The following is a 20,921-nucleotide window of genomic DNA, read 5'->3' on the forward strand; positions in this document are numbered from 1 at the left end:
ATCCGCCGAAACACGGTGGGCCTGGCCGTCCGGACAGGGCGCGGCGCGCGGGCCGGGATCGCCGGAGATCAGCTTGACATCGACGAATCGTCGTCTTTAGAATCGTTTTGTCCTATGACAAAGCGGCCATGCTGCCGGGAACTGTCCGGCGGCACCGCCGCTTCGACCGCCTTCACCGCATGCCGGCCCGCGCCGGCGCCTTCCAGGAAGCCGCCATGCACGTTCATTTCGTGATTCACGAAGCCTTCGAGGCGCCCGGCGCCTACGAGACCTGGGTGACGACCCGCGGCCACCAGGCCGGCTATTCGCGCGTCCACGCCGGCGACGCGCTGCCGGCGTCGAGCCAGGGCATCGACCTGCTGGTGGTGCTGGGCGGCCCGCAGTCGCCGGCCACCACGCGGCAGGAATGCGCGCACTTCGACTCGGCCGCCGAGCAACGCCTGATCGCACAATGTATCGCCGACGGCAAGGCCGTGGTGGGCGTCTGTCTCGGTGCGCAGCTGATCGGCGAGGCGCTGGGCGCGAAGGTCGAGACGAGCCCGCAGAAGGAGATCGGGCAGTTCCCGATCACGCTGACGCCGGCGGGGCGCGCGAACGGCAAGTTCGCGGACTTCCCCGACACGCTCGAGGTCGGCCACTGGCATGGCGACATGCCGGGCCTGACCGCCGCGGCGACGGTGCTGGCGGCGAGCGAGGGCTGCCCGCGCCAGATCGTGGAATACGGCGAACTCGTCTACGGGTTCCAGTGCCACATGGAGTTCACGCCCGAGGTGATCGAGCTGCTGATCGCGGCCTCGGCGCGCGAGCTGGCCGCGCTCGCGGCGCATCGCTTCGTGCAGCAGCCCGCTGCGCTGCGCGCCAATTGGCCCGAGGCAATGCGGGCGATGAACGAGGTGCTGTTCGGGTTTCTGGATCGGTTGATGGCCGCCTATGCGGCGCGCCGTGCTTAGGACAAAGCGGGGCGGGTTCGGGCCGTATCGAGCGCCCGCGTCAATCCCACACGATGATCACGCGCCGGGGCAGCGGCGCTTCCGGCCGGCGCGATTGCCGCCAGCCGGCTCCCCTCAATCCCGCTCCGGCGTCGCCGTGATGCGATGGATCGACAGATCGGCCCCGTCGAACTCGGCTTCCTGATCGAGCCGCAGCCCGAGCGTGAGCTTCAGCACGCCGTAGACGAGCGTGCCGCCCACCAGCGCGACCGCGATCCCGCCGAGCGTGCCGATCAGCTGCGAGACCAACGACACGCCGCCGAGCCCGCCCAGCGCCGGCTGGCCGAACACGCCGGCCGCGATCCCGCCCAGCGCGCCGCACAGCCCGTGCAGCGGCCACACGCCGAGCACGTCGTCGATGCGCCAGCGGTTCTGCACGCAGGTGAACATCACCACGAACAGCGCGCCCGCCACGGCGCCGGTGGCCAGCGCGCCGAGCGGATGCATGATGTCGGAGCCGGCGCAGACGGCCACCAGCCCCGCGAGCGGCCCGTTGTAGGTGAAGCCGGGGTCGTTGCGGCCCGCGAACCAGGCGGCCAGCGTGCCGCCCACCATCGCCATCAGCGAGTTGACGGCCACCAGCCCGCTGATCTTGTCGAGCGTCTGCGCGCTCATCACGTTGAAGCCGAACCAGCCCACCGCGAGCACCCAGGCGCCGAGCGCGAGGAACGGGATGTTCGAGGGCGGATGCGCGGCGATCCGGCCGTCCTTCGAATAGCGCCCGTGGCGCGCGCCGAGCAGGATCACGGCCGGCAGCGCGATCCAGCCGCCGAACGCATGCACCACCACCGAGCCGGCGAAATCGTGGAACGGCGCGCCGAACGCGTGCGCGAGCCAGTCCTCGATGCCGAAGCGGTCGTTCCAGGCGATGCCTTCGAAGAAGGGATAGACGAGCCCGACGATCACCGAGGTCGCGATCAGCTGCGGGTTGAACTTCGCGCGCTCGGCGATGCCGCCCGAGACGATTGCGGGAATCGCGGCGGCGAACGTCAGCAGGAAGAAGAAGCGCACCAGCGCGTAGCCGTTGTGCTGCGAGAGCGTGCCGATGTCGTCGAAGAACTCGATGCCGTAGGCCACCGTGTAGCCGACGAAGAAGTATGCGATGGTCGACACCGAGAAGTCGACGAGGATCTTCACGAGCGCGTTGACCTGGTTCTTCTTGCGCACGGTGCCGAGTTCGAGGAACGCGAAGCCCGCATGCATCGCCAGCACCATGGCCGCACCGAGAAGGAGAAATAAGGTGTCGGCCGCCGATTTCAGGTTGTCCATCCGTTGCCCGTGTTTGCGCGAAAAGTGGGCATCTTCAGCAAGAATCGGGCCAATGCGGTGAATTAATGCCTGATGCCGGTGCGATCCGCACCGCGACAAGGCGATGTGGGAGCCGGTCGGCTGCACCGGAATTTCGCGGCACGGAAACGCGTCGGTGTTTGCACGCTGCTGGTGCTGTGAGGTGAGTGAATTTGGTGCGGACGTGCCGTGAGATGGTGCGCGACGAGCAGCGCCCCGGCAGCGCGCGAGACTTCACGCAAATTTCGTGGGAGGCGCGCGTCGGCACGCGGTGCGCGGGCCGCATCCCGGCGCGGCGTTCGATCTCGCGCCACGTGACTACGGCGCCGGGCCGCGCGCATCGTATCATCGCGATTCCTGCATCGAGAGCGCGCCCGAGCGCGCATACCGCCATGACGTCTCCCTTCCGTTTCGCGCCGCGCCGCGCGCCGTCGTACCAGTTTGCCGCCGCCGCCATGTTCGCCGCGCTGGCCCTGGCCGGTTGCGACAAGCCCGATTCGAACGCCTCGGCGCCCGATCACGCGGCGAGCGCCGTGGCCCAGGCCGCCGCGCAGGCGGCCAGCAAGCTCGACCAGGCGGCCAGCTTCGTCGGCAGCCAAATCGCCGCCGCCAAGGCCGGCGTTGCCTCGGCGGCCTCGGCCGTGCCGCCCGTCTCGGCCAGCGATGCGCAGGCGCACCTGAAGAATGCCGCCACGGCGGCGTTCGGCCTGGCCGCCTCGGCGGCCGGCTCGGGTCTCGAGACGGCCGGGCGCAAGCTGCAGCAATGGAGCCGCGATAACGCCGCGTCGTCGTCCGACGCCGATCAAGCGGCGAACCGCTGAACGGTGCTTGCCGTTCCGAATAAATGTAACTATCATGAGCACACTTTCTCGCCGAGACACCCGACCCGTCGCGCGGCCGGTTCACCGAGCATGAACACGAGCAGCCGGTTCGCTTTTGCCGTCCACGTGCTCGCCCTGCTGTCGCAACAGGAGGGCGTGCCGCTGTCGTCCGAGATCATCGCGGGCAGCGTCAACACGAATCCGGCGCTGATCCGGCGGCTGCTGTCGATGCTGGCGGCGGCGGGGCTCACCGGCTCGCAGCTCGGCGCCGGCGGCGGCGCGCTGCTGGCGCGCGAGCCGGGCTCGATCACGCTGCTCGAGGTGTACCGGGCGGTGGACGACGCGCAGCTGTTCGCGCTGCACCGCGAGACGCCGAATCCGGACTGCATGGTCGGGCGGCACATCCAGAGCGTGCTGACCGTCTATATCGACGATGCGCAGCGCGCGATGGAAGCCTCGCTCGCGGCGCGCACGCTGGCCGACGTGACGGCCGACGTGCTGCGCGAGGAAGGCGCCGGCGCGGCTTAGCAGGCTAGCGGCAGGGCGGCGCCGGGCGGCAACGCACCGGGCGGAGCATGGTCTCCGCCTTTTTTGCGCACTTAAATGTAATCAATATGGTTACATATAACCGGAAGGAGTTTCGACATGACGCAACGCACCTTGAATATCGCGCTGTTTGGCGCATCGGGCATGATCGGCTCGCGGATCGCGGCGGAAGCGGCGCGGCGCGGCCACCGCGTGACGGCGCTGTCGCGCCGGCCGGGCGCGAGTACGGGCAACCTGACGGCGAAGACGGCCGACCTGTTCGACGCGGCCAGCGTGGCGGCGGCGCTGGCGGGGCAGGACGTGGTGGCGAGCGCCTACGGCCCGGCCCATGGCAACGAGAGCGAAGTGGGCCGCGCCACGCGCGCGCTGGTGGAGGGGACGCGCGCGGCGGGCCTGAAGCGGCTGGTGGTGGTGGGCGGCGCCGGGTCGCTGGAAGTGGCGCCGGGCAAGCAGCTCGTCGATGCCGACGGTTTCCCGGCCGAGTACAAGCCGGTCGCGCTCGCACACCGCGCCGCGCTCGACAGCGAACTGCGCCCGGCCAGCGATCTCGACTGGACGTTCTTCGCCCCGGCCGCGATGATCGCGCCGGGCGAGCGCACCGGCACGTTCCGCACCGGCGCGGGCGCGCTGATCAGCGACGCCGGGGGCAACAGCCGGATCTCGGCCGAGGACTACGCGGTCGCGTTCGTCGATGCGATCGAGCAGGGGCGGTTCGTGCGCGAGGTCGCGACGGTTGCCTATTGAGTGGCCGGCGGCGCTGCCGGGTTGCCCGGTGGCGCCTGATATCGCTTCGTGTCCGGCATCGCCCGGGCACGAGATCGGGAAGCCGCGAACGCGCTTTCTCTTGCGCGTCCGTATTTATCCCGGTCGACGGCGAGGATGAGTTTTCATATTGTTCCCCCGATAATATCCGGCGTAGAAAAATTTTCTATACCAACAGGAACGGGGAAAATGGACCACATCGACCGCAAGTTGCTGGAATTGCTGCAGACCGACGCGACCCTGCCGATCTCGGAACTCGCCCAGAAGGTGAACCTGTCGCAGACGCCTTGCTGGAAGCGCATCCAGCGCCTCAAGGACACCGGCGCGATCCGCGCGCAGGTGGCGCTGTGCGACGCGCGCAAGCTCGGCGTGGGCACCACCGTGTTCGTCGCGGTGCGGACCAACCAGCACACCGCGGAATGGGCGAACACGTTCACGCAGGCGGTGCGCGAGATCCCGGAAGTGGTCGAGGTGTACCGGATGAGCGGCGAGACCGATTACCTGCTGCGCGTGGTGGTGGCCGACATCGCCGATTACGACCGCGTCTACAAGCTGCTGATCCGCACGGTGCCGCTGTCCGACGTCAGTTCGTCGTTCGCGATGGAGCAGATCAAGTATTCGACCGCGCTGCCGGTGCGCAGCGAAGCGGCCATCGCCTAGCGCGGCGCGTGGGCGCGCGTAGAATGAGCGCTTTCATCGCGGAGGGCGTCGTCCCATGAGCGAGCAGCGCAGGAAGGACCCGGTACGGGGCGTGTCCGTGATGATCGTGGTGATCGTGCTGCTGGTGATCGGCACGGTGCTCTACAACGCCATTTCCGAAAAGCGCGCCTACGACGCGCAGCAGGGCGGCGGGGCATCGGCCGCGGCGCCGGCGGCCTCGTCGGGGGCCGCTCCGGCGTCCGGCGGCTGAGCCCGCCGCGCCTGCCGCCATCACTTTCGCGCGGCGGCTTTTCACGTCGCGTCGCGTCACGTCACGTCACGTTCGTCGCTCCGCTCGTCACTTTGCTCGTGACTTCGCTCCTCAGCCAGCCCGTTCGCCCGTCGACGGCCCGCCCGGCCGCCGCCTCGCGATCTCTCCGGCTCACTGCGGCAGCCGGATCAGGCTCGCATCCTTGCGGATCAGCAGCGACGACGCGAGCATCTGCTTGCACTGATGCGCGAGTTCCTTCAGGTCGCGCACCACCTCCGCGCCGGCCGTTTCCGATTTTTCCGCCGCGACCACCATCGAGTCGAGTTCGCGCGTGAGCTGCTTCGTCAGCTCGGCCTGGTTGGCGGGCGGCGGCGTGCCGGCCTCGGCCTGTTCGAGGTTCTCGCGCACCTGCGCGAGCCCCTTCTGCAGCGCCGCGTAGCTGCCCGGCCCGGCTTCCTCGCTGGTGTTGCGCAGCAGCGGCGCGGCGGCCGTGATCTGCGCGCCCAGCACGTGCGCCTGCACCAGCAGGTCGTTCAGTTCGGGCACGAAGCGCTGGTGCGCCTTCGGCTCGATCATCATGCGCTGGAACGCCTGGCCGAGATTGGCGAACGCGATGTGGACGTTCTTGCGCGCGAGCCGGTATGGATAATCGCCTTCGAGCGGCGAGCCCTTCGCGTCCTTGACCGCCGCCTCGGCCGCGGCCGCCACGGCCGGCACCACGGCCGCGCCGTCGACGGCCACCACCGGCGGCGCGCTCTGCGTCTGCCCGCGCCCCACGCGCCACGCGGCCTCGAAGTAGTTGCGCGTGGTGGCCAGCACCTCGGCCACCAGCTTGCCCATCGCGCGGTATTCCCAGTACGGGAACAGCCGGCTCGCCGCGATCGCGATCATGCAGCCCACCACGGTGTCGATCGCGCGCTCGCCGATGATGCGCATGCTGCCCGGCGCGAGCAGGTGGAACATCAGCAGCACGTAGGACGAGGTGAACACGACGCTGGCCGCGTAGTTGAACAGCAGCAGGCTGTAGCTCATCACCATCGAGCCGAACATGATGGCGATCAAGAGCGGCGGCGACTTCACCGTGTAGATCAGCGCGATGCTGATCGCGCAGCCGAGCAGCGTGCCGACGATCCGCTGCGCGTTGCGCTGCTTGGTCAGCGAATAGCCGGGCTTCAGGATGATGATGGTGGTCATCACGATCCAGTACGCGTTGGTGAGCGGCAGCAGCCGGCCGAGCCAGAACGCCACCGCCACCGCCACCGTCACGCGCAGCGCGTGGCGAAAGCTCGGCGAGCGCAGGCTCAGGTTCGAGAAGATCAGCATCGGCGAGAGCCGGCGGCGCTGCAGGAAGCGCGCGAGCGTCTTGTCGATCCTGATCTCGGTGCGCGTGCTGTCGGGCGTCTCGGTCAGCGAGCGGCGCATCTTGTCGATCAGGCGCGTGGCGCTCCAGATCCGCCGGAACGTGGCCAGCACCGCCGCGTAGGCTTCCGGGTTGGTGGCCGGGAAGTTCTTCTTGCGCATCAGCTCGATCTCGTACTCGATCGCGCGCAACTCGGCCTTCACGCTGGTGCGCGACTGCGGCGCGCGATTCTCCAGCACGGCCAGGCCGACCGTTTCGAGGTCGCCGGCCGCCTTGCGGATCAGGTCGCGATAGAAGATCAGCAGGTCCGAGCCGCCGAACGTGCTGCGCACGAGCGGGTAGTCGGTGTGCGCGCCGACAAACATCTCGTGCAGGTCCACGCTGTTGATGAACAGGTTGAACATCATGGTGCGCGCGGCGTCGAGCTTGCCGTGGCGCAGCTTCGGCAGGTTGCGCAGCACGATGTCGCGCGCGGTTTCCTGCGATTCGACGGCGGCCACCTGCTTGAGCACGAGGTTGCGGTAGCAGTCGTCGAGATCGGCGTCGAGGTCGTAGAACTCGGCGCGCGCGAGCAGGTAGCCGGCCAGCGCGAAGAAGCTGTCGGCCAGCGCCTGCTGCTCGATGCGGCGCGCCTGCCAGCGCGACACGAGAGTCGCCCAGTAGGTGTACCAGAGCCCGCCCGCGAGGATCCACGCCGCGTTGACGAGCGCCTCCATCGGCGTGAAGCTGTCCTCCAGCGTCATCACCATCATGAACAGCGTGGCGAAGCTGATCTGCGGCCAGCGGTTGCCGTACACCACGATCAGCGACAGCACGAAGGTGAGCGGCACGATGGTCAGCCACAGCGCGAAGATGTTCGGCGTGGCGAGCCCGGTGGCGAGCGCCGACAAAAAGCCGATCACGCTGCAGGCGAGCATCTCGTTGTGCTTGTACTTGAGCGGGCCGGGCATGTCGACCACGCAGGCGCCGAGCGCGCCGGTGGCGATCGTGAAGCCGAGGTCGTGCTCGTGCAGCACGATCAGGCACAGCACCGCCGGCAGCGACACGCCGACCGCGATGCGCAGGCCGCCGAAGAAATACTGGCTGTAGAGGAACTTGCGGATTTCGATCGAATAGCGCATCGATTGTCGGTTGGCAAAGCGGCGCGGGAGACCGACGAGTCTAACGTATTTCACGGGGCCGACAGCGCGCCCGTTTCGCCCGATATTCGCGTGGCTTCGGGTTTGCTATGCTTGGCGCTTTCCGCGCGGATGCCGTCCGCGTCCCGCTCCGCGCGAATCCCGTTCGTGCCTCGCCATGCCGGCCGCCGCATGCTCCACCTCTTTTTCTCGAATCGCCACGAAACGCTCGCCGACGCGCTGATCGACCACCTCGCCTCGCATCCGGGCGCGGCCGGCCCCTGGGCCGCGCAGCAGGTGATCGTGCCGAGCGCCGCGCTGCGCCGGCGGCTCGAACTCGACATCGCCGCGCGGCACGGCATCTGCGCGAACGTCGAGTTCAGCTATCTCGCGCAGTGGCTGTGGGCGCAGATCGAACAGGTGCTGCGCGTGCCGCCGCGCTCGCCGTTCGCGCCGGACCGGCTGGTCTGGCGTTGCTACCGGCTGCTGTCGCGCGGTGTCGGCGCCGGCGCCGGCTCGGCCGGCTTCGATGCGGACCCGGGTGCGGGCTTCGATGCCGATCCCGACGCCGGCCTCGGCGCCGGCCCGGCCGCCAGCGCCGTGCCGTGGCTCGCCTCGCCGCGCCTGGCCGGCTACCTCGCCGCGGCCGACGCGCCGATGCGCCACGAGCTCGCGCACCGGCTCGCCTCGGTATTCGACCATTACCTGACCTACCGGCCCGAGTGGCTGGCCGCCTGGCGCGACGGCGGTTCGATCGTCGCGCTCGAAGGCCCGCCCGCGCGCGGCGCCGAGGCCGCGCGCGACGACGAGCAATGGCAGGCCGCGCTGTGGCGCGCGCTGGTGGCCGAGCTCGCGGAGGACGGCGAACCGCCCGCGCACCGCTTCCTGCGCGACGCGCCGTCGCTCGCGCCCGGGCCGGACACGCTCGCCGCCTGGCCCGGCGCGGTCAGCGTGTTCGCGCTGCCGACTATGCCGCCGCTGCACGTCGCGCTGCTGCGCGAGCTGTCGCGCTGGATCGACGTGCGGATCTACGCGCTCAATCCGTGCCGCGAGTTCTGGTTCGACATCGTCACCGCCGCGCGCGTCGAATCGCTCGACGCGGCCGGGCAGCTCGACTACCAGCAGGTCGGCCATCCGCTGCTGGCCGAGTGGGGCCGCCAGACCCAGGCGCAACTGCACATGCTGCACGAGCTGACCGAGACCGCCGCGGCCACCGACGCCGCGCGCTACGAGCCGCACCCAGACCGCAGCTGGCTCGCGCGGATCCAGAACGCGATCCTCGACCTGCAGCCCGAGGCCGAACTCGGGCCGCCGCCCGACGAGCACGGCATCGAGGTCCACGTCTGCCACAGCCTCGCGCGCCAGCTGGAAGTGCTGCACGACCGGCTGCTGGCCGGGTTTGCCGAGGATCCGACGCTCGCGCCCTCGGACGTGCTGGTGGCGGTGGCCGATCTGGCCGCGGCCGGCCCGCTGATCGACGCGGTGTTCGGCACCTCGGCCGCGCAGGACGCCGCGCGCGTGCCGTACCGGATCACCGGCCTGCCGCCGTCGCAGGCCAACCCGATCGCGCGCGTGCTGCTCGACTGGCTCGCGCTGCCCGAGCGCGAGGTCGGCGCGCCGGAGCTGGTGGAATGGCTGCGCGTCGATGCCGTGGCCGCGCGCTACGGCATCGACGCGGCCGCGCTCGAAACGGTGCAGACCTGGCTCGCGGCAGCCGGCGCGCGGCGCGGGCTGGCCGCCGCCGCGAGCGATCCCGATGCGCAACAGGCGCCCGCCGTGCCCGCGCCGCGCCACACGTTCGCCGACGCGCTGGCGCGGCTGTTCCTCGGCTACGCGATGCCCGACGGCGCGGCGCCGGTGGGCGCCTACCTGCCGGTGGACGGCCCCGAGGGCGGCGAGGCGGAACTGCTCGGGCGCCTCGCGCGCTTCACCGACGATCTCGACTGGTTCGCCGGGCGCATCGCCGCCGACGCCACTCCGGACGCCTGGAGCGAGATCTTCGCCGATGCGCTGGCGCGCTTCTTCGATTCGGGCCCGGCCTACGCGGATGCGCTGTCGGGCGTGCGCGACGCGCTCGACGCGCTGCTCGCCGCGGTGCGTGAAGGCGCGCATGCGCTGCCGATGCCGGCCGCCGTGGTGCGCGCCGGCTTCGCGGCCGAGCTCGACGATCCGGCGCGCGGCGGGGTGCCGTGGGGCGGCGTGACGTTCTCGTCGCTGACCAGCCTGCGCGGGCTGCCGTATCGCGTGGTGTGCCTGGTCGGCATGGACGACGGCGTGCTGCCGAGCCTCGCGCGCGCCGACGAGTTCGACCTGATGGCGGTGTACGCGAAGCTCGGCGACCGCCAGCGCCGCGACGACGAGCGCAACCTGTTCCTCGACCTGCTGCTCGCCGCGCGCGACCGGCTCGTGATCACCTACACGGGCCGCAGCATTCGCGACAACGCGCCGTTGCCGCCCGCCGCGCTGGTCGACGAACTGCTCGACTACGTGGCGGCGGTCACGGCCGGCCCCGACGCGTCGCCGGCCGCGATCGAGGCCGGGCGACGCGGCTTCATCGTCGAGCATCCGCTGCAGCCGTTCTCGGCCGAGTACTTCACGACGGGCGGCGCGCTCTATTCCTACGATGCCGGGCGCGCCGTGCTGGCCGGCCAGCTCGCGCGCGGCACGACGCGCGAGGCGCCGCCGTTCTTCGCCGCGCCGCTGCCGCCCGAGCCCGACGCGCCGGTCGCGTTCGGCGATTTCGAGCGCTTCTGGCGGCATCCGGCGCGCGCGCTGCTGCGCGAGCGGCTCGGCGTGGTGCTGACCGACGCGCAGGCCGAACTGATCGACACCGAGCCGTTCGCGCTCGACTACGCGGGCAGCGACGCGCTGGCCGCGCGCGTGCTGCCGATGTTCGTCGAGACCGACGGCGCGAGCGTGGCCGACCTCGCGCGGCGCGTGGCCGACGCGAGCCCCGAGATGCCGGGCGGCGCGACCGGCGCGGTCTGGCGCGAGCAGGCGCTCGGCGCGCTCGAACGGCTCGCCGCGAACGTGCGGCGCGCGCTGGACGGCGGCGCCGAGCGGCGCCCGTTCGCGCTCGAGGTGCGGCCGGCCTGGCCCGGCGGCGAAACCTGGTTCGGCGAATTCGACACCGCGCTGGCCGCCGACGCCGTGCGCGCGCCGCTCGCGCTGCACGGCACGCTGAACCGGCTCACGCCGGCCGGGCAGGTCATCTATCGCCATGCGCGGCCCGGCGCGCGCGATCATCTGTCGGCCTGGCTCGCCCATCTCGTCTATTGCGCGATCGAGCCGGGCGGGCCGCGCCGCACGCTCTGGCTCGGCAGCGGCGACGGCTTCGAGTTCGCGCCGGTGGCCGATCCGCTCGCGCATCTCGCGCCGCTCGCCGCGCTGTTCCGCGCCGGGCGCCGCATGCCGCTCTCGTTCTTCCCGAAGAGCGCCTGGGCGCTGGTGTCGGGCGGCGAGGCCAAGGCGGCCGGCGTCTGGATCAACGAGCGCGTCGCGAGCGAGGCCGACGACGCGGCGCTCGCGATCGCCTGGCGCGGCGCGAACCTGTCGCTCGACGCGCCGTTCCCGGCGCTCGCGCATCTGGTGTTCGATCCGCTCGTCGAGCATCTGCGGAGCGCGGCATGACGAACGTTGCCCTTTCCGCCGCCCAGGCGCCCGTCGAACTCGACGTGTTCGCCTGCGCGCTCGACGGCGTGAACCAGATCGAGGCGTCGGCCGGCACCGGCAAGACCTGGAACATCTGCGCGCTCTATGTGCGGCTGCTGCTCGAACACGATCTCGAGGCCGACCAGATCCTCGTCGTCACGTTCACCAAGGCGGCCACGGCCGAGCTGCACGAGCGTATCCGCGGGCGCCTCGCGCAGCTCGCGCACGTGCTCGAAACCGGTGACGACGGCGAGGATCCGTTCGTCGCGAAGCTGTTCGAGACCACGCTCGGACCGCAGGGCGGCATCGACGTGGAGGTGGCCGCGAAGCGGATCCGCCGCGCGCTGCGCAAGTTCGACCAGGCGGCGATCCACACCATCCACGCGTTCTGCCAGCGCGCGCTGCAGGAGGCGCCGTTCGCCGCGGCGATGCCGTTCGCGTTCGAGATGGAGGCCGACGACGCGTCGCTGCGCTTCGAACTCGCGGCCGACTTCTGGTACACGCGCGTCGAGCCGGTGGCGGCGGCGTATCCGGCGTTCGCGGCGTGGCTCGTCGAGCATCGCGCGGGGCCGGACGCGCTCGACGCGCAGCTCGCGCGGCGCCTGAAGAAGCCGCTCGCCGAGCTGCGCTTCGACGGCCTGACGCCGCTGCACGACACCGGCGGACCCGATGCCGACGCCATCGCGCGTGCCTGCCATGGCGAGGCCGCCGCGCTCTGGCATGGCGGGCGCGCGCGCATCGCCGCGCTGCTGGACGACGCGCAGCCCTCGTTGAACCAGCGCTCGCACAAGCCCGAGGCGGTGGCCGACGCGCTGGCCGCGTGGGCCACCTATTTCGGTGAGGCCGACGCGGCAGAAGGCACGGCCACCCCCGCGCCGCTGCCGAAGGCGGCGCTCAAGCTCACGCGCGGCGTGCTCGAGAAAGCGACGAAGAAGGGCGGCACGACGCCCGAGCATCCGTTCTTCGAGGCGGCCGAGGCGCTCGAAGCGGCGCTGGCCGCCGCCGAGGACGCGCAGCGCGGGCGCTGGCTCTCGCTGATCGCGGCCTGGCTGGCCGAGGCGCCGGCGCGGCTGGTCGAGAAGAAGCGCACGCGGCGCGTGGTGTCGTTCGATGATCTGCTCGCGAACCTCCATCACGCGCTGGCCGCGCATCCGTGGCTGGCCGACACGCTGCGGCGCCGCTATCCGGCCGCGCTGATCGACGAGTTCCAGGACACCGATCCGCTGCAGTTCGAGATCTTCGACACGATCTTCGCGCCGGACGGCCCGCTGTTCCTGGTGGGCGACCCGAAGCAGGCGATCTACAGCTTCCGCGCGGCCGACCTGCATACCTATCTGGCCGCGCGCGCGAGCGCGCGCTCGTGCTACACGCTGGCGGTGAACCAGCGCTCGACGCCGGCCATCGTCGATGCCTGCAACCGCGTGTTCACGGCGAACCCGCATGCGTTCGTGCTCGACGATCTCGACTATCCGCCGGTGCGCGCCGGCACGCGCGAGCGCGCGCCGTTCGTCGACGGCACCGATCCGCGCGCGGGCGCGGGCGACTTCCGGATCTGGACGCTGCCCGAGGGCGACGCGATGCCGACCAAGCGCGACGCGCAATGGCAGGCCGCGCAGTCGTGCGCGGCCGAGATCGCGCGGCTGATGCGCGGCGCGCGCTCAGGCGCGGTGCGGCTCGGCGAGACGCCGCTCGCGCCGTCCGACGTCGCCGTGCTGGTGCAGACGCACCGGCAGGGCAGCATCGTCAAGCGCGTGCTGGCCGCCTGGGGGATCGGCAGCGTCGAGCTCGCGCAGGCGTCGGTGTTCGCGACGCCGGACGCCGAGCAGCTCGAACGCGTGCTGGCCGCGGTCGACGCGCCGGGCGACCTGCGCCGGCTGCGCGCGGCGCTCGCCACCGACTGGTTCGGGCTCGACGCCGCCGCGCTGTGGCGGCTCGAACAGGGCGACGCGCCCGCCGGCACGGTGGCCGCGGCCGACGCGATGAGCTGGGTCGAGCGCTTCTCGCGCTACCGGCTGCTGTGGCGCGAGCGCGGCTTCGCGGTGATGTGGCGCACGCTCGCGCGCGAGCTGCGGATCGCCGAGCGGCTGCTCGACGGCGCCGGCGGCGAGCGGCGCGTGACCGACGTGAACCATCTCGCGGAGCTGACCCAGGCGCGCGCGTCGGCGCAGCCCGGCATCGCGCCGACGCTGCGCTGGCTCGCCGCGCAGCGTCGCGCCGGCGGCGGCGAGGACGCGCAGCTGCGGCTCGAATCGGACCGCAACCTGGTGCAGATCGTCACCGTCCACAAGTCGAAGGGGCTCGAATACGCGGTGGTGTTCTGCCCGTTCCTCAACGACGGCCGGCTCCACGAACCGCGCGAGGAGGCGCTGCCCGACGCGCGCGAGTATCACGACGAGACCGGCGCGGCGGTACTGCACTACGGCTGCGACGAGGCCGCCGCCGCAATGGCCGCCGCGCAGGCGCGCCGCGAGCAGGCCGCCGAGCGCGCGCGGCTCGTCTACGTGGCGCTGACGCGCGCCGTCTATCGCTGCTATCTGGTGGCGGGCGTCTACCAGGCGGCGAGGTCGACCAGGGAAGCGCGGCGCAGCGTGCTGAACTGGCTCGTGGCCGGCGGCGGCCACGATTTCGACGCGTGGCTCGACACGCCGCCGGAGGCCGACGAACTCGCCGCGAGCTGGCGCCGGCTCGCCGACGGCCCGATCTCGATCGAGCCGCTGCCGGCGGTGCCGGCCCGCGAGCCGCTCGCGGCCGGCCACGACGCCGATGCGCTCGGCGGTGCGCGGCATGCCACGCGGTTCCTGCGCGACGCATGGCGGATCGCGAGCTTCAGCTCGCTGACCGCCTCGCTCGCGCGCGAGCAGGAGGGCGTCGCGGTGCTGCCCGACGAGGCGCTGCGGCCCGATCACGACGCGCTCGCCGCCGCCGTCGATCCGGTGCCGCGCCTCGACGACGGCGCGGCCGGCACCGGCGCGCCCGCCGAGCCCGACGGCGACGACATCGTCGCGTTCCCGCGCGGCGCGGCGGCCGGCGAGTGCCTGCACCTGCTGTTCGAACTGAGCGCGTTCGACCGCGCCGACAGCTGGCCCGAGGCGGCCCGGCGCGCGCTGCACGAGCGGCCCGTGGAAGCCGAGCCGGTGCTCGGCGAGCGGCTGCCGGCGATGATGACGCGGCTGGTGGCCGACGTGGTGGCGACCGAACTGGTGCCGGGCCTGCGGCTCGACGCGCTCGATCCGCGCCGGCGCCTGAACGAGATGGCGTTCCTGTTCCCGGCCGCGGCCCTCGATTTCCTCGCGCTGCGCGAGCTGCTGAGCGCGCACGGCTATCCCGACGTCGCGCTCGAATCGGGCACGCTCGCCGGCTTCCTCAAGGGCTTCATCGACATGATCGTCGAGCACGACGGCCGCTTCTGGATCGTCGACTGGAAATCGAACCATCTCGGCGCGACGCCCGATGCCTACGGGCCGGCCGCGCTCGACGCGGCGATGGCCGATCATGCCTACCATCTGCAGGCGCTGCTCTACACGGTGGCGCTGCATCGCTACCTGCGCGTGCGGCTGCCCGGCTACGACTACGACACGCACATGGCGGGGTACCTCTACCTGTTCGTGCGCGGCGTGCGGCCCGACTGGCGCAGCGGCGGCGCGCCCGCCGGCGTCCACGCGAAGCGCGCCCCGCGCGAACTCGTCGACGCGCTCGACGCCCTGATGCGCAAGGAGCGCGGATGAAGGATCTGACCGAACCGTTCGGCTTCATCGGCGGCCTCGCCGAGCGCCTGCCCGAGCCGGCCGATTTCGGGCTCGCGCTGGCCGAGGGCTTCGCGCGCCGCATCGGGATGCTGTCGCGCCGGCTCGGCGCGCCCGCCGACGCGGCGCGCTGGGCCGCGCGCGCCGCGTTCGCGGCGAGCCGCGCCACGGCGGCCGGACACGTCTGCATCTCGCTCGGCGCGCTGGCCGCGCGCTACGCGGTGACGCTCGACCAGGTGCGCGCCGAGCTGGCCGCGAGCGGCGTGACCGGGTTCGGCCGCGCGCCGCTCGGCGCCGATCGTCCGCTCGTGGTGGACGCGCAGGGGCGGCTCTACCTCGCCCGCTATTTCGACTACGAGACGCGGCTCGCCGACGCGCTGGTGGCGCACGCACGCGCGGCGCGGCCCGGGGCAGGCGCTGGAGTTGGCTCCGGCGGCGCGCTGGCGCCGGCGCGCCTGCGCGAGAGCCTCGGGCGCTACTTCGCGCCGCCGCGCGACGGCGAGATCGACTGGCAGCGCGTGGCGGCCGTGGTCGCGCTCGGCGGCCGCGTGACGATCGTCAGCGGCGGCCCGGGCACCGGCAAGACGACCACCGTGGTCGGCGTGATCGCCTGCCTGATCGAGATGCAGCCGGCGCTGCGCATCGCGCTCGCGGCGCCGACCGGCAAGGCCGCGCAGCGCATGCAGGAGGCGCTGCACGCGCGCGCCTCCGGGCTGCCGGCCGAACTCGCCGCGCAGCTGCCGCGCACCTCGTACACGCTGCACCGGTTGCTCGGCTGGCTGCCCGGCGGCCGGTTCCGCCATCATCGCGACAACCCGCTGCCCTACGACCTCGTGGTGGTCGACGAGGCGTCGATGATCGACGTCGCGCTGGCGGCCCATCTGCTCGACGCGCTCGCGCCCGGCGCGCGGCTCGTGCTGCTCGGCGACAAGGACCAGCTCGCCGCCGTGGAGGCGGGCGCCGTGTTCGCCGAACTGAGCGCGCGGCCGACGTTCAGCGCGGCCGGCTGCGAGCGCATCGCCGAGGCGCTCGGCGTGGCGCCGGCGGCGTTCGTCGCGGCGCTGCCGGACGAGGCGCGCGGGCTGGCGCGGCTGGCGGCGGCCTTGCCCGAAGCTGTGAGAGAGGGGAGCGTCGACGTCGATCGCCGGCCGGGTGTGCCCGAGGCGGCGCGACGTGAATCGGCTTCGGCTGCCGTGAAGGGGCGGCGCGGTGCGCGATCGGCGGCGTCCGGTGTTTCCGGCGTGCCGGCGCAGCGCTCGCTGTTCGATTTCGACGACGCCGCCGCGAGCGACGACGCGCCCGTATCCGGCACCGCGCATGACATCACCGCCGAACCGGCGAGCCGGGCCGACGAGGACGGCTTCGCCGGCGCACCGCTCGACGCGTGGATCGAACCCGAAGAACTGGCGTGGCTCGACGCGTGGCGGATGGACGAGGTGGAGGTGGCGCGGTTCGACGCGGGGCGCATCGACATGCAGGCGGCGCCTGAGGCCGGACTCGAACCGGCACACCATGCCGATGCGGTTGCCTTCGGCGAGCCGCTCGCCGATTGCGTGGTCTGGCTCGAACGCAACTACCGTTTCGGCCTCGATTCGCCGATCGGCCGGCTGTCGCTGGCGATCCGGCGCGGCGACACGCAGGCCGCGCTCGACGCGCTCTCGACGCAGGCGGACGCCGCCGCGCGCTTCGTCGACGACAGCGGCGACGCGCTGGCCGCCGTCACCGTCGAGCGCCTCGCCGGCGGCTTCGCCGCCTACGGCGAGGCGCTGCGCGACGCGCTCGCGAGCGGCGCGCCGGACCCGCTGCCGCTGTTCGACGTGCTGAACCGCTTCCGCGTGCTCTGCGCGACGCGCACCGGCGCGCGCGGCGCCGACGAGATCAATCTGCGCGTGGCCGCGCAGGTGCGGCGCGCGGTGGGCGTGCCGCTCGCCGTGGGCGCGCACTGGTTCGCCGGCCGGCCGGTGATGGTGACGCGCAACGACTACGCGCTCGGCCTCTTCAACGGCGACATCGGCATCGCGCTGCCTGACGCACAGGGTGCACAGGGCGCGCTGCGGGTCTGGTTCCGCGGCGCCGACGGGCTCGCGCGCGCCGTTTCGCCGGCCGCGCTGCCGCCGCACGACACGGCGTTCGTGCTGACGGTCCACAAATCGCAGGGCTCGGAATTCGACGAGGCCGCGCTGGTGCTGCCGGCCGCGTTCGGCCGCGTGCTGTCGCGCGAACTGGTCTATACGGCGATCACGCGGGCTCGCTCGCGCGTGCAGGTGATCGGCCCGCGCACCGTGCTCGCGCAGGCGATCGCGACGCGCACGCAACGCGATTCGGGCCTGGCCGCGCGCATCGCCGACGCCGCGCAGGCGGCCGCCGAGGCCGAAGCGCGACACTAGCCGCCGGCGCCGGCCGGTCTTCCGCTTTCCCACCCATTCCCGGTTCGAAGCCCGCCGGGCCGTCGTGAGACGCGTCCGGCGGCAGTCGCGCGCGCGACGCCGGGCGGGATGCCGAAATCGCGTCCGCTGCCGTGCGTTCAATGGTCAGGCATTTGAAATTCAACGATTATTGAATGGTATGGGTGGATTAATATTTTTCAAGGTGGTGTGAATGTGGATTTGTGAAGTCAGATATGATTTCGTGGCTTTGTGTAATCGATGACGGAATTGATGTTGGCATTTTGACTTTAATAAAAAACGATTAATTTTAATGGAAATGGCATGCGTCATGACGTTTCACTTTTGAGATGAAATGGTGTCGGGCCTTCTGTTTCATCGGTTGATTAATGCAGTTTTCGATGTAATGTCGAGAATGAGGCAGCACACGGCGGTAGCCTGCCGATCCGCCCGGCCCCCGACTTCCACCGCCTCGGCGCTAGCCTGCGAGGCAGGTGACAGGCATCAACGATCCACCTCAAGCCAGCTTCCCAAACCATCAATTCTTCTGACAAATTCCCTTGTGGGCGTGGAATTTCGCGGCTCCACCGCGGCCGGATCGAGGCCCGGCGCGCGGTGCCGGGGCAGGGCGGTCCGGCCGCTCGACGCCCCGGGCTTCACGGCGTCTGCTGCGCCGCGGACGGCGCTGGAAACGGCCGTGACCGTTCCGTCTTTTATTTCAACTACGTGAGGTAATTCATTCGTTAATTGATTTTTAGGGTCCGATGTGAATTTGATTTTCAGCAAGAAATTCGTCAGCGACGAGCGGTCCCATTGACAAATTTCGTCAAATGTATGGATTTTGTAAGTAACTTGGCATACGATCGATGGGTGTTTTGAAGAAGAGTCATGCCTCAGTTGGAAAAAATGCCTGGATTGCTGGATGTCCCACGGTGTTTTGGATGAAAGCAGTGGCTTGGATCGAAAGCCGCATTGCAGTTTTCATGGCATATGAATGATTCGATTGATTTGCCATGAAGCCCGGTTCGGGCCGATCCGGTGGCGCGCGGGATGGTTTCCGCCTGCCGCCGCCCGGCCCATCGCGCCGGTATCCGCTCAGGGGCATCACTCGTCTGGCATCACGCAGGCGCTGTTGATCGAGATTGCAAACCGTCCACCGGCCGCCCCGGCCGCCAGAGACGGTGACAACGGAATCGATCGCGGAGCGGCCGGCCGAACGCCACGTTTTCATGCGTGTCGTCCGGCGCCATCCTCCGCGAACCGCTTCGGCATGTGTTCATGATGGCCGCCGGCATCCGCTCTCCCGGGGCGGATCGTCCTGCTGTTATTTCGCATACCGAATCATTGGCATGGCCCGTGCGAAGCGATCGCGGGCAGGCCGCGTCTCGTTCGCGAGCCGCGGCGGCCGTGGCTCGACGGGCTGCATCGTCGGCTCCGGCCTGCCGGCAGCGATGAGTGTCGGGAGGTGACAGGGAGGAGGGGCGCGCGCACGGTTCGCGCACAAGTACGGAAACACCCGTTCCGAACAACAACTTTCTTTAAGAGCGGAGAGGCAACCATGACCTGGTTACACAACATATTCACGAGGTCGCCGGAGATAGCGTTCTTCCTATCTCTGGCCATCGGCTATTTCATCGGCCAAATCAAGTTCGGGAAATTCCAGCTGGGCGGCGTGGGCGGCTCGTTGCTGGCCGCCGTCGTGATCAGCCAGGTGGGCATTACGATCGACAACGGCGTCAAGTCGGTCATGTTCGCCGTGTTCATCTACGCGGTCGGCTACGAGTCCGGCCCCGGGTTCTTCAATTCGCTGAGCCGCAAGACCCTGCGTGAGATCGCGATGGCGGTGTTTCTCGCGGTGAGCGCGCTGTTCACGGTGCTGATCTGCGCGAAGCTGTTCCACCTGAACAAGGGGCTGGCCGCCGGGCTCGCCGGCGGGGCGCTGACCCAGTCGGCCATCATCGGCACGGCCGGCGACGCGATCTCGCGCCTCGACCTGCCGCTCGACCAGATCAAGTCGCTGCAGGCGGACGTGGCGATCGGCTATGCCGTCACCTACGTGTTCGGTTCGCTCGGTTCGATCCTGGTCTGCGTGAACATCCTGCCGAAGTTCATGGGCCGCGGGCTCAAGGAAGCCTCGCAGGACGCCGAGCGCGAGCTGTCGGGCAACCGCCTCGCGCCCGCCGCGGGCCAGACGGCCGCACTGCCTGAACTGGTGGGCCGGGTGTTCCGCATCGAAGGTGCGGCCGGCCGCACGATCCAGCAGGTCGAGGTGGAGCATGGCGATCTGGTCACGGTCGAGACCATCCGCCGTCACGGCAAGGCGGTCGAGCCGACGCCGGACTTCGTGCTGAGCAACGGCGACGTCGTGCTGCTGGTGGGGCGCCGCGAAGGCATGGTCGGCGCGGCCGCCACGATCGGCGCCGAGCTGCAGGACGGCGAGGACATCAACATCCCGATGCAGAAGCGCCAGGGCGTGTTCGCGCGCAAGGGCATGAACCACACCACACTGGCCGAGGTGCGCGCCAACGTCGATCGCGACCTGCGCCATGGGGTGTACGTCGAGAGCGCGACGCGCGCCGGCCAGCCGCTGCCGGTGTTCGCCGACACCGAGCTGCAGCACGGCGACGTCATCACGTTCTATGGCACCCCGAAGGACACGAAGCGCGCTGTCGACGCGGCAGGTTACGAACTTCCGTACACGAACAAGACCGACTTCATCTACATGGGTACCGGCATCGTGCTGGGCCTGCTGCTGGGCCTGCTGGTGGCGCGCGTCGGCGGCATTCCGCTGACGCTCGGCTCGGGCGGCGGCTGTCTCGTGGCCGGCCTGCTGTTCGGCTGGATGCGCGGCAAGCACCCGATGTACGGCGTGATGCCGACCGCGGCCTCGCAGCTGCTGAAGGACATCGGGCTGGCCGGCTTCGTCACGGTGGTCGGGCTGAACTCGGGCCTGCAGGCCGTCGTCACGGTCAAGCAGAGCGGCATGACGATCTTCCTGCTCGGCATCGTGGTCACGGTGGTCCCGCTGATCCTGACCATGCTGTTCGGCCGCTACGTGCTGCGCTACAAGAACGCGGCGATCCTGGCCGGTGCGCTGGCCGGCTCGCGCAGCGCGAACCCCGCGTTCGGCGGCGTGCTCGACAAGGCCGAAAGCGCGATTCCCACGGTGCCGTTCGCGATCACCTATGCGATCGCCAACGTGCTGCTGACGCTGCTCGGGCCGCTCGTGGTCGGCCTCGTCTGACCCATCCCCCCCAGGCGCGAGCCGATGCCCTCGCGGGCCGGCTCGCTCAATACCGGATTCGACACGTCGTGGCGTCTACCCCGCCGCGGCACTCTTAACTGTTCTT

14 protein-coding genes are annotated in these 20,921 nt (G+C 70.7%); 10 read left to right on the plus strand and 4 right to left on the minus strand.

Annotated elements, in window-relative coordinates; all coding sequences use genetic code 11:
- Positions 1–68: 68 nt before the first annotated feature.
- Positions 69–239 (minus strand): hypothetical protein, encoded by a 171-nt coding sequence (locus tag BpN12_RS20245; protein ID WP_246797238.1) that lies wholly within the window; start codon positions 237–239, stop codon positions 69–71.
- Between BpN12_RS20245 and BpN12_RS20250 the strand changes: the two genes are divergently transcribed.
- Positions 216–950 (plus strand): glutamine amidotransferase-related protein, encoded by a 735-nt coding sequence (locus BpN12_RS20250; RefSeq protein WP_246797239.1) that lies wholly within the window; start codon positions 216–218, stop codon positions 948–950. The genes BpN12_RS20245 and BpN12_RS20250 overlap by 24 nt on opposite strands.
- A 114-nt stretch (positions 951–1,064) precedes the next feature.
- On the opposite strand, the gene BpN12_RS20255 is transcribed toward BpN12_RS20250, so the two are convergent.
- On the minus strand, positions 1,065–2,258 hold the full coding sequence (locus tag BpN12_RS20255; protein WP_246797240.1) for an ammonium transporter: 1,194 nt from the start codon (positions 2,256–2,258) through the stop codon (positions 1,065–1,067).
- Between the two features lie 410 nt (positions 2,259–2,668).
- Here BpN12_RS20255 and BpN12_RS20260 point away from each other — a divergent pair, with 410 nt between their 5' ends.
- The 5 genes from BpN12_RS20260 (at position 2,669) to BpN12_RS20280 (ending at position 5,315) form a co-directional block, all read left to right on the plus strand.
- Positions 2,669–3,097, plus strand: coding sequence for a BCAL1086 family glycoprotein (locus BpN12_RS20260; protein ID WP_246797241.1), 429 nt, complete (start codon positions 2,669–2,671; stop codon positions 3,095–3,097).
- A gap of 90 nt (positions 3,098–3,187) precedes the next feature.
- Positions 3,188–3,625: an Rrf2 family transcriptional regulator gene (locus BpN12_RS20265; RefSeq protein ID WP_246797242.1), complete on the plus strand. Its 438-nt coding sequence runs from the start codon at positions 3,188–3,190 to the stop codon at positions 3,623–3,625.
- A 117-nt stretch (positions 3,626–3,742) separates the two neighbouring features.
- The gene (locus tag BpN12_RS20270) at positions 3,743–4,387 is read left to right on the plus strand and encodes an NAD(P)-dependent oxidoreductase (RefSeq protein WP_246797243.1); all 645 of its coding nucleotides are present in this window, start codon (positions 3,743–3,745) and stop codon (positions 4,385–4,387) included.
- Between the two features lie 207 nt (positions 4,388–4,594).
- Positions 4,595–5,065, plus strand: coding sequence for an Lrp/AsnC family transcriptional regulator (locus BpN12_RS20275; protein ID WP_246797244.1), 471 nt, complete (start codon positions 4,595–4,597; stop codon positions 5,063–5,065).
- 55 nt (positions 5,066–5,120) lie between these two features.
- Positions 5,121–5,315, plus strand: coding sequence for a hypothetical protein (locus tag BpN12_RS20280; protein WP_246797245.1), 195 nt, complete (start codon positions 5,121–5,123; stop codon positions 5,313–5,315).
- 171 nt (positions 5,316–5,486) lie between these two features.
- Here the strand turns inward: BpN12_RS20280 and BpN12_RS20285 are convergent, their stop codons facing one another.
- Positions 5,487–7,796, minus strand: a complete 2,310-nt coding sequence (locus tag BpN12_RS20285; RefSeq protein WP_246797246.1) for an FUSC family protein — start codon at positions 7,794–7,796, stop codon at positions 5,487–5,489.
- A gap of 189 nt (positions 7,797–7,985) precedes the next feature.
- Between BpN12_RS20285 and recC the strand changes: the two genes are divergently transcribed.
- Genes recC through BpN12_RS20300 form a run of 3 tightly spaced genes read left to right on the plus strand, consistent with a single transcriptional unit; the run spans position 7,986 to position 17,574 of the window.
- Complete coding sequence (gene recC, locus BpN12_RS20290; RefSeq protein WP_246797247.1) at positions 7,986–11,423, plus strand: exodeoxyribonuclease V subunit gamma; 3,438 nt, start codon at positions 7,986–7,988, stop codon at positions 11,421–11,423.
- Entirely contained in the window at positions 11,420–15,169 is a 3,750-nt protein-coding gene (recB, locus tag BpN12_RS20295; protein ID WP_246797248.1) for an exodeoxyribonuclease V subunit beta, read from the plus strand. The genes recC and recB overlap by 4 nt, the downstream gene beginning before the upstream one ends.
- Positions 15,166–17,574 carry an AAA family ATPase gene (locus BpN12_RS20300; protein ID WP_246797249.1) on the plus strand — a complete coding sequence of 803 codons (2,409 nt, stop codon included), beginning with the start codon at positions 15,166–15,168 and terminating at the stop codon, positions 17,572–17,574. The genes recB and BpN12_RS20300 overlap by 4 nt, the downstream gene beginning before the upstream one ends.
- A gap of 501 nt (positions 17,575–18,075) precedes the next feature.
- Here BpN12_RS20300 and BpN12_RS20305 read toward each other — a convergent pair.
- On the minus strand, positions 18,076–18,357 hold the full coding sequence (locus BpN12_RS20305; RefSeq protein ID WP_246797250.1) for a hypothetical protein: 282 nt from the start codon (positions 18,355–18,357) through the stop codon (positions 18,076–18,078).
- Positions 18,358–19,129: 772 nt separating this feature from the next.
- Between BpN12_RS20305 and aspT the strand changes: the two genes are divergently transcribed.
- Entirely contained in the window at positions 19,130–20,815 is a 1,686-nt protein-coding gene (gene aspT, locus BpN12_RS20310; RefSeq protein WP_246797251.1) for an aspartate-alanine antiporter, read from the plus strand.
- Positions 20,816–20,921 lie beyond the last annotated feature (106 nt).

This window comes from Burkholderia perseverans, from assembly GCF_022870505.1.
GTDB classification, from domain to species: domain Bacteria; phylum Pseudomonadota; class Gammaproteobacteria; order Burkholderiales; family Burkholderiaceae; genus Burkholderia; species Burkholderia plantarii.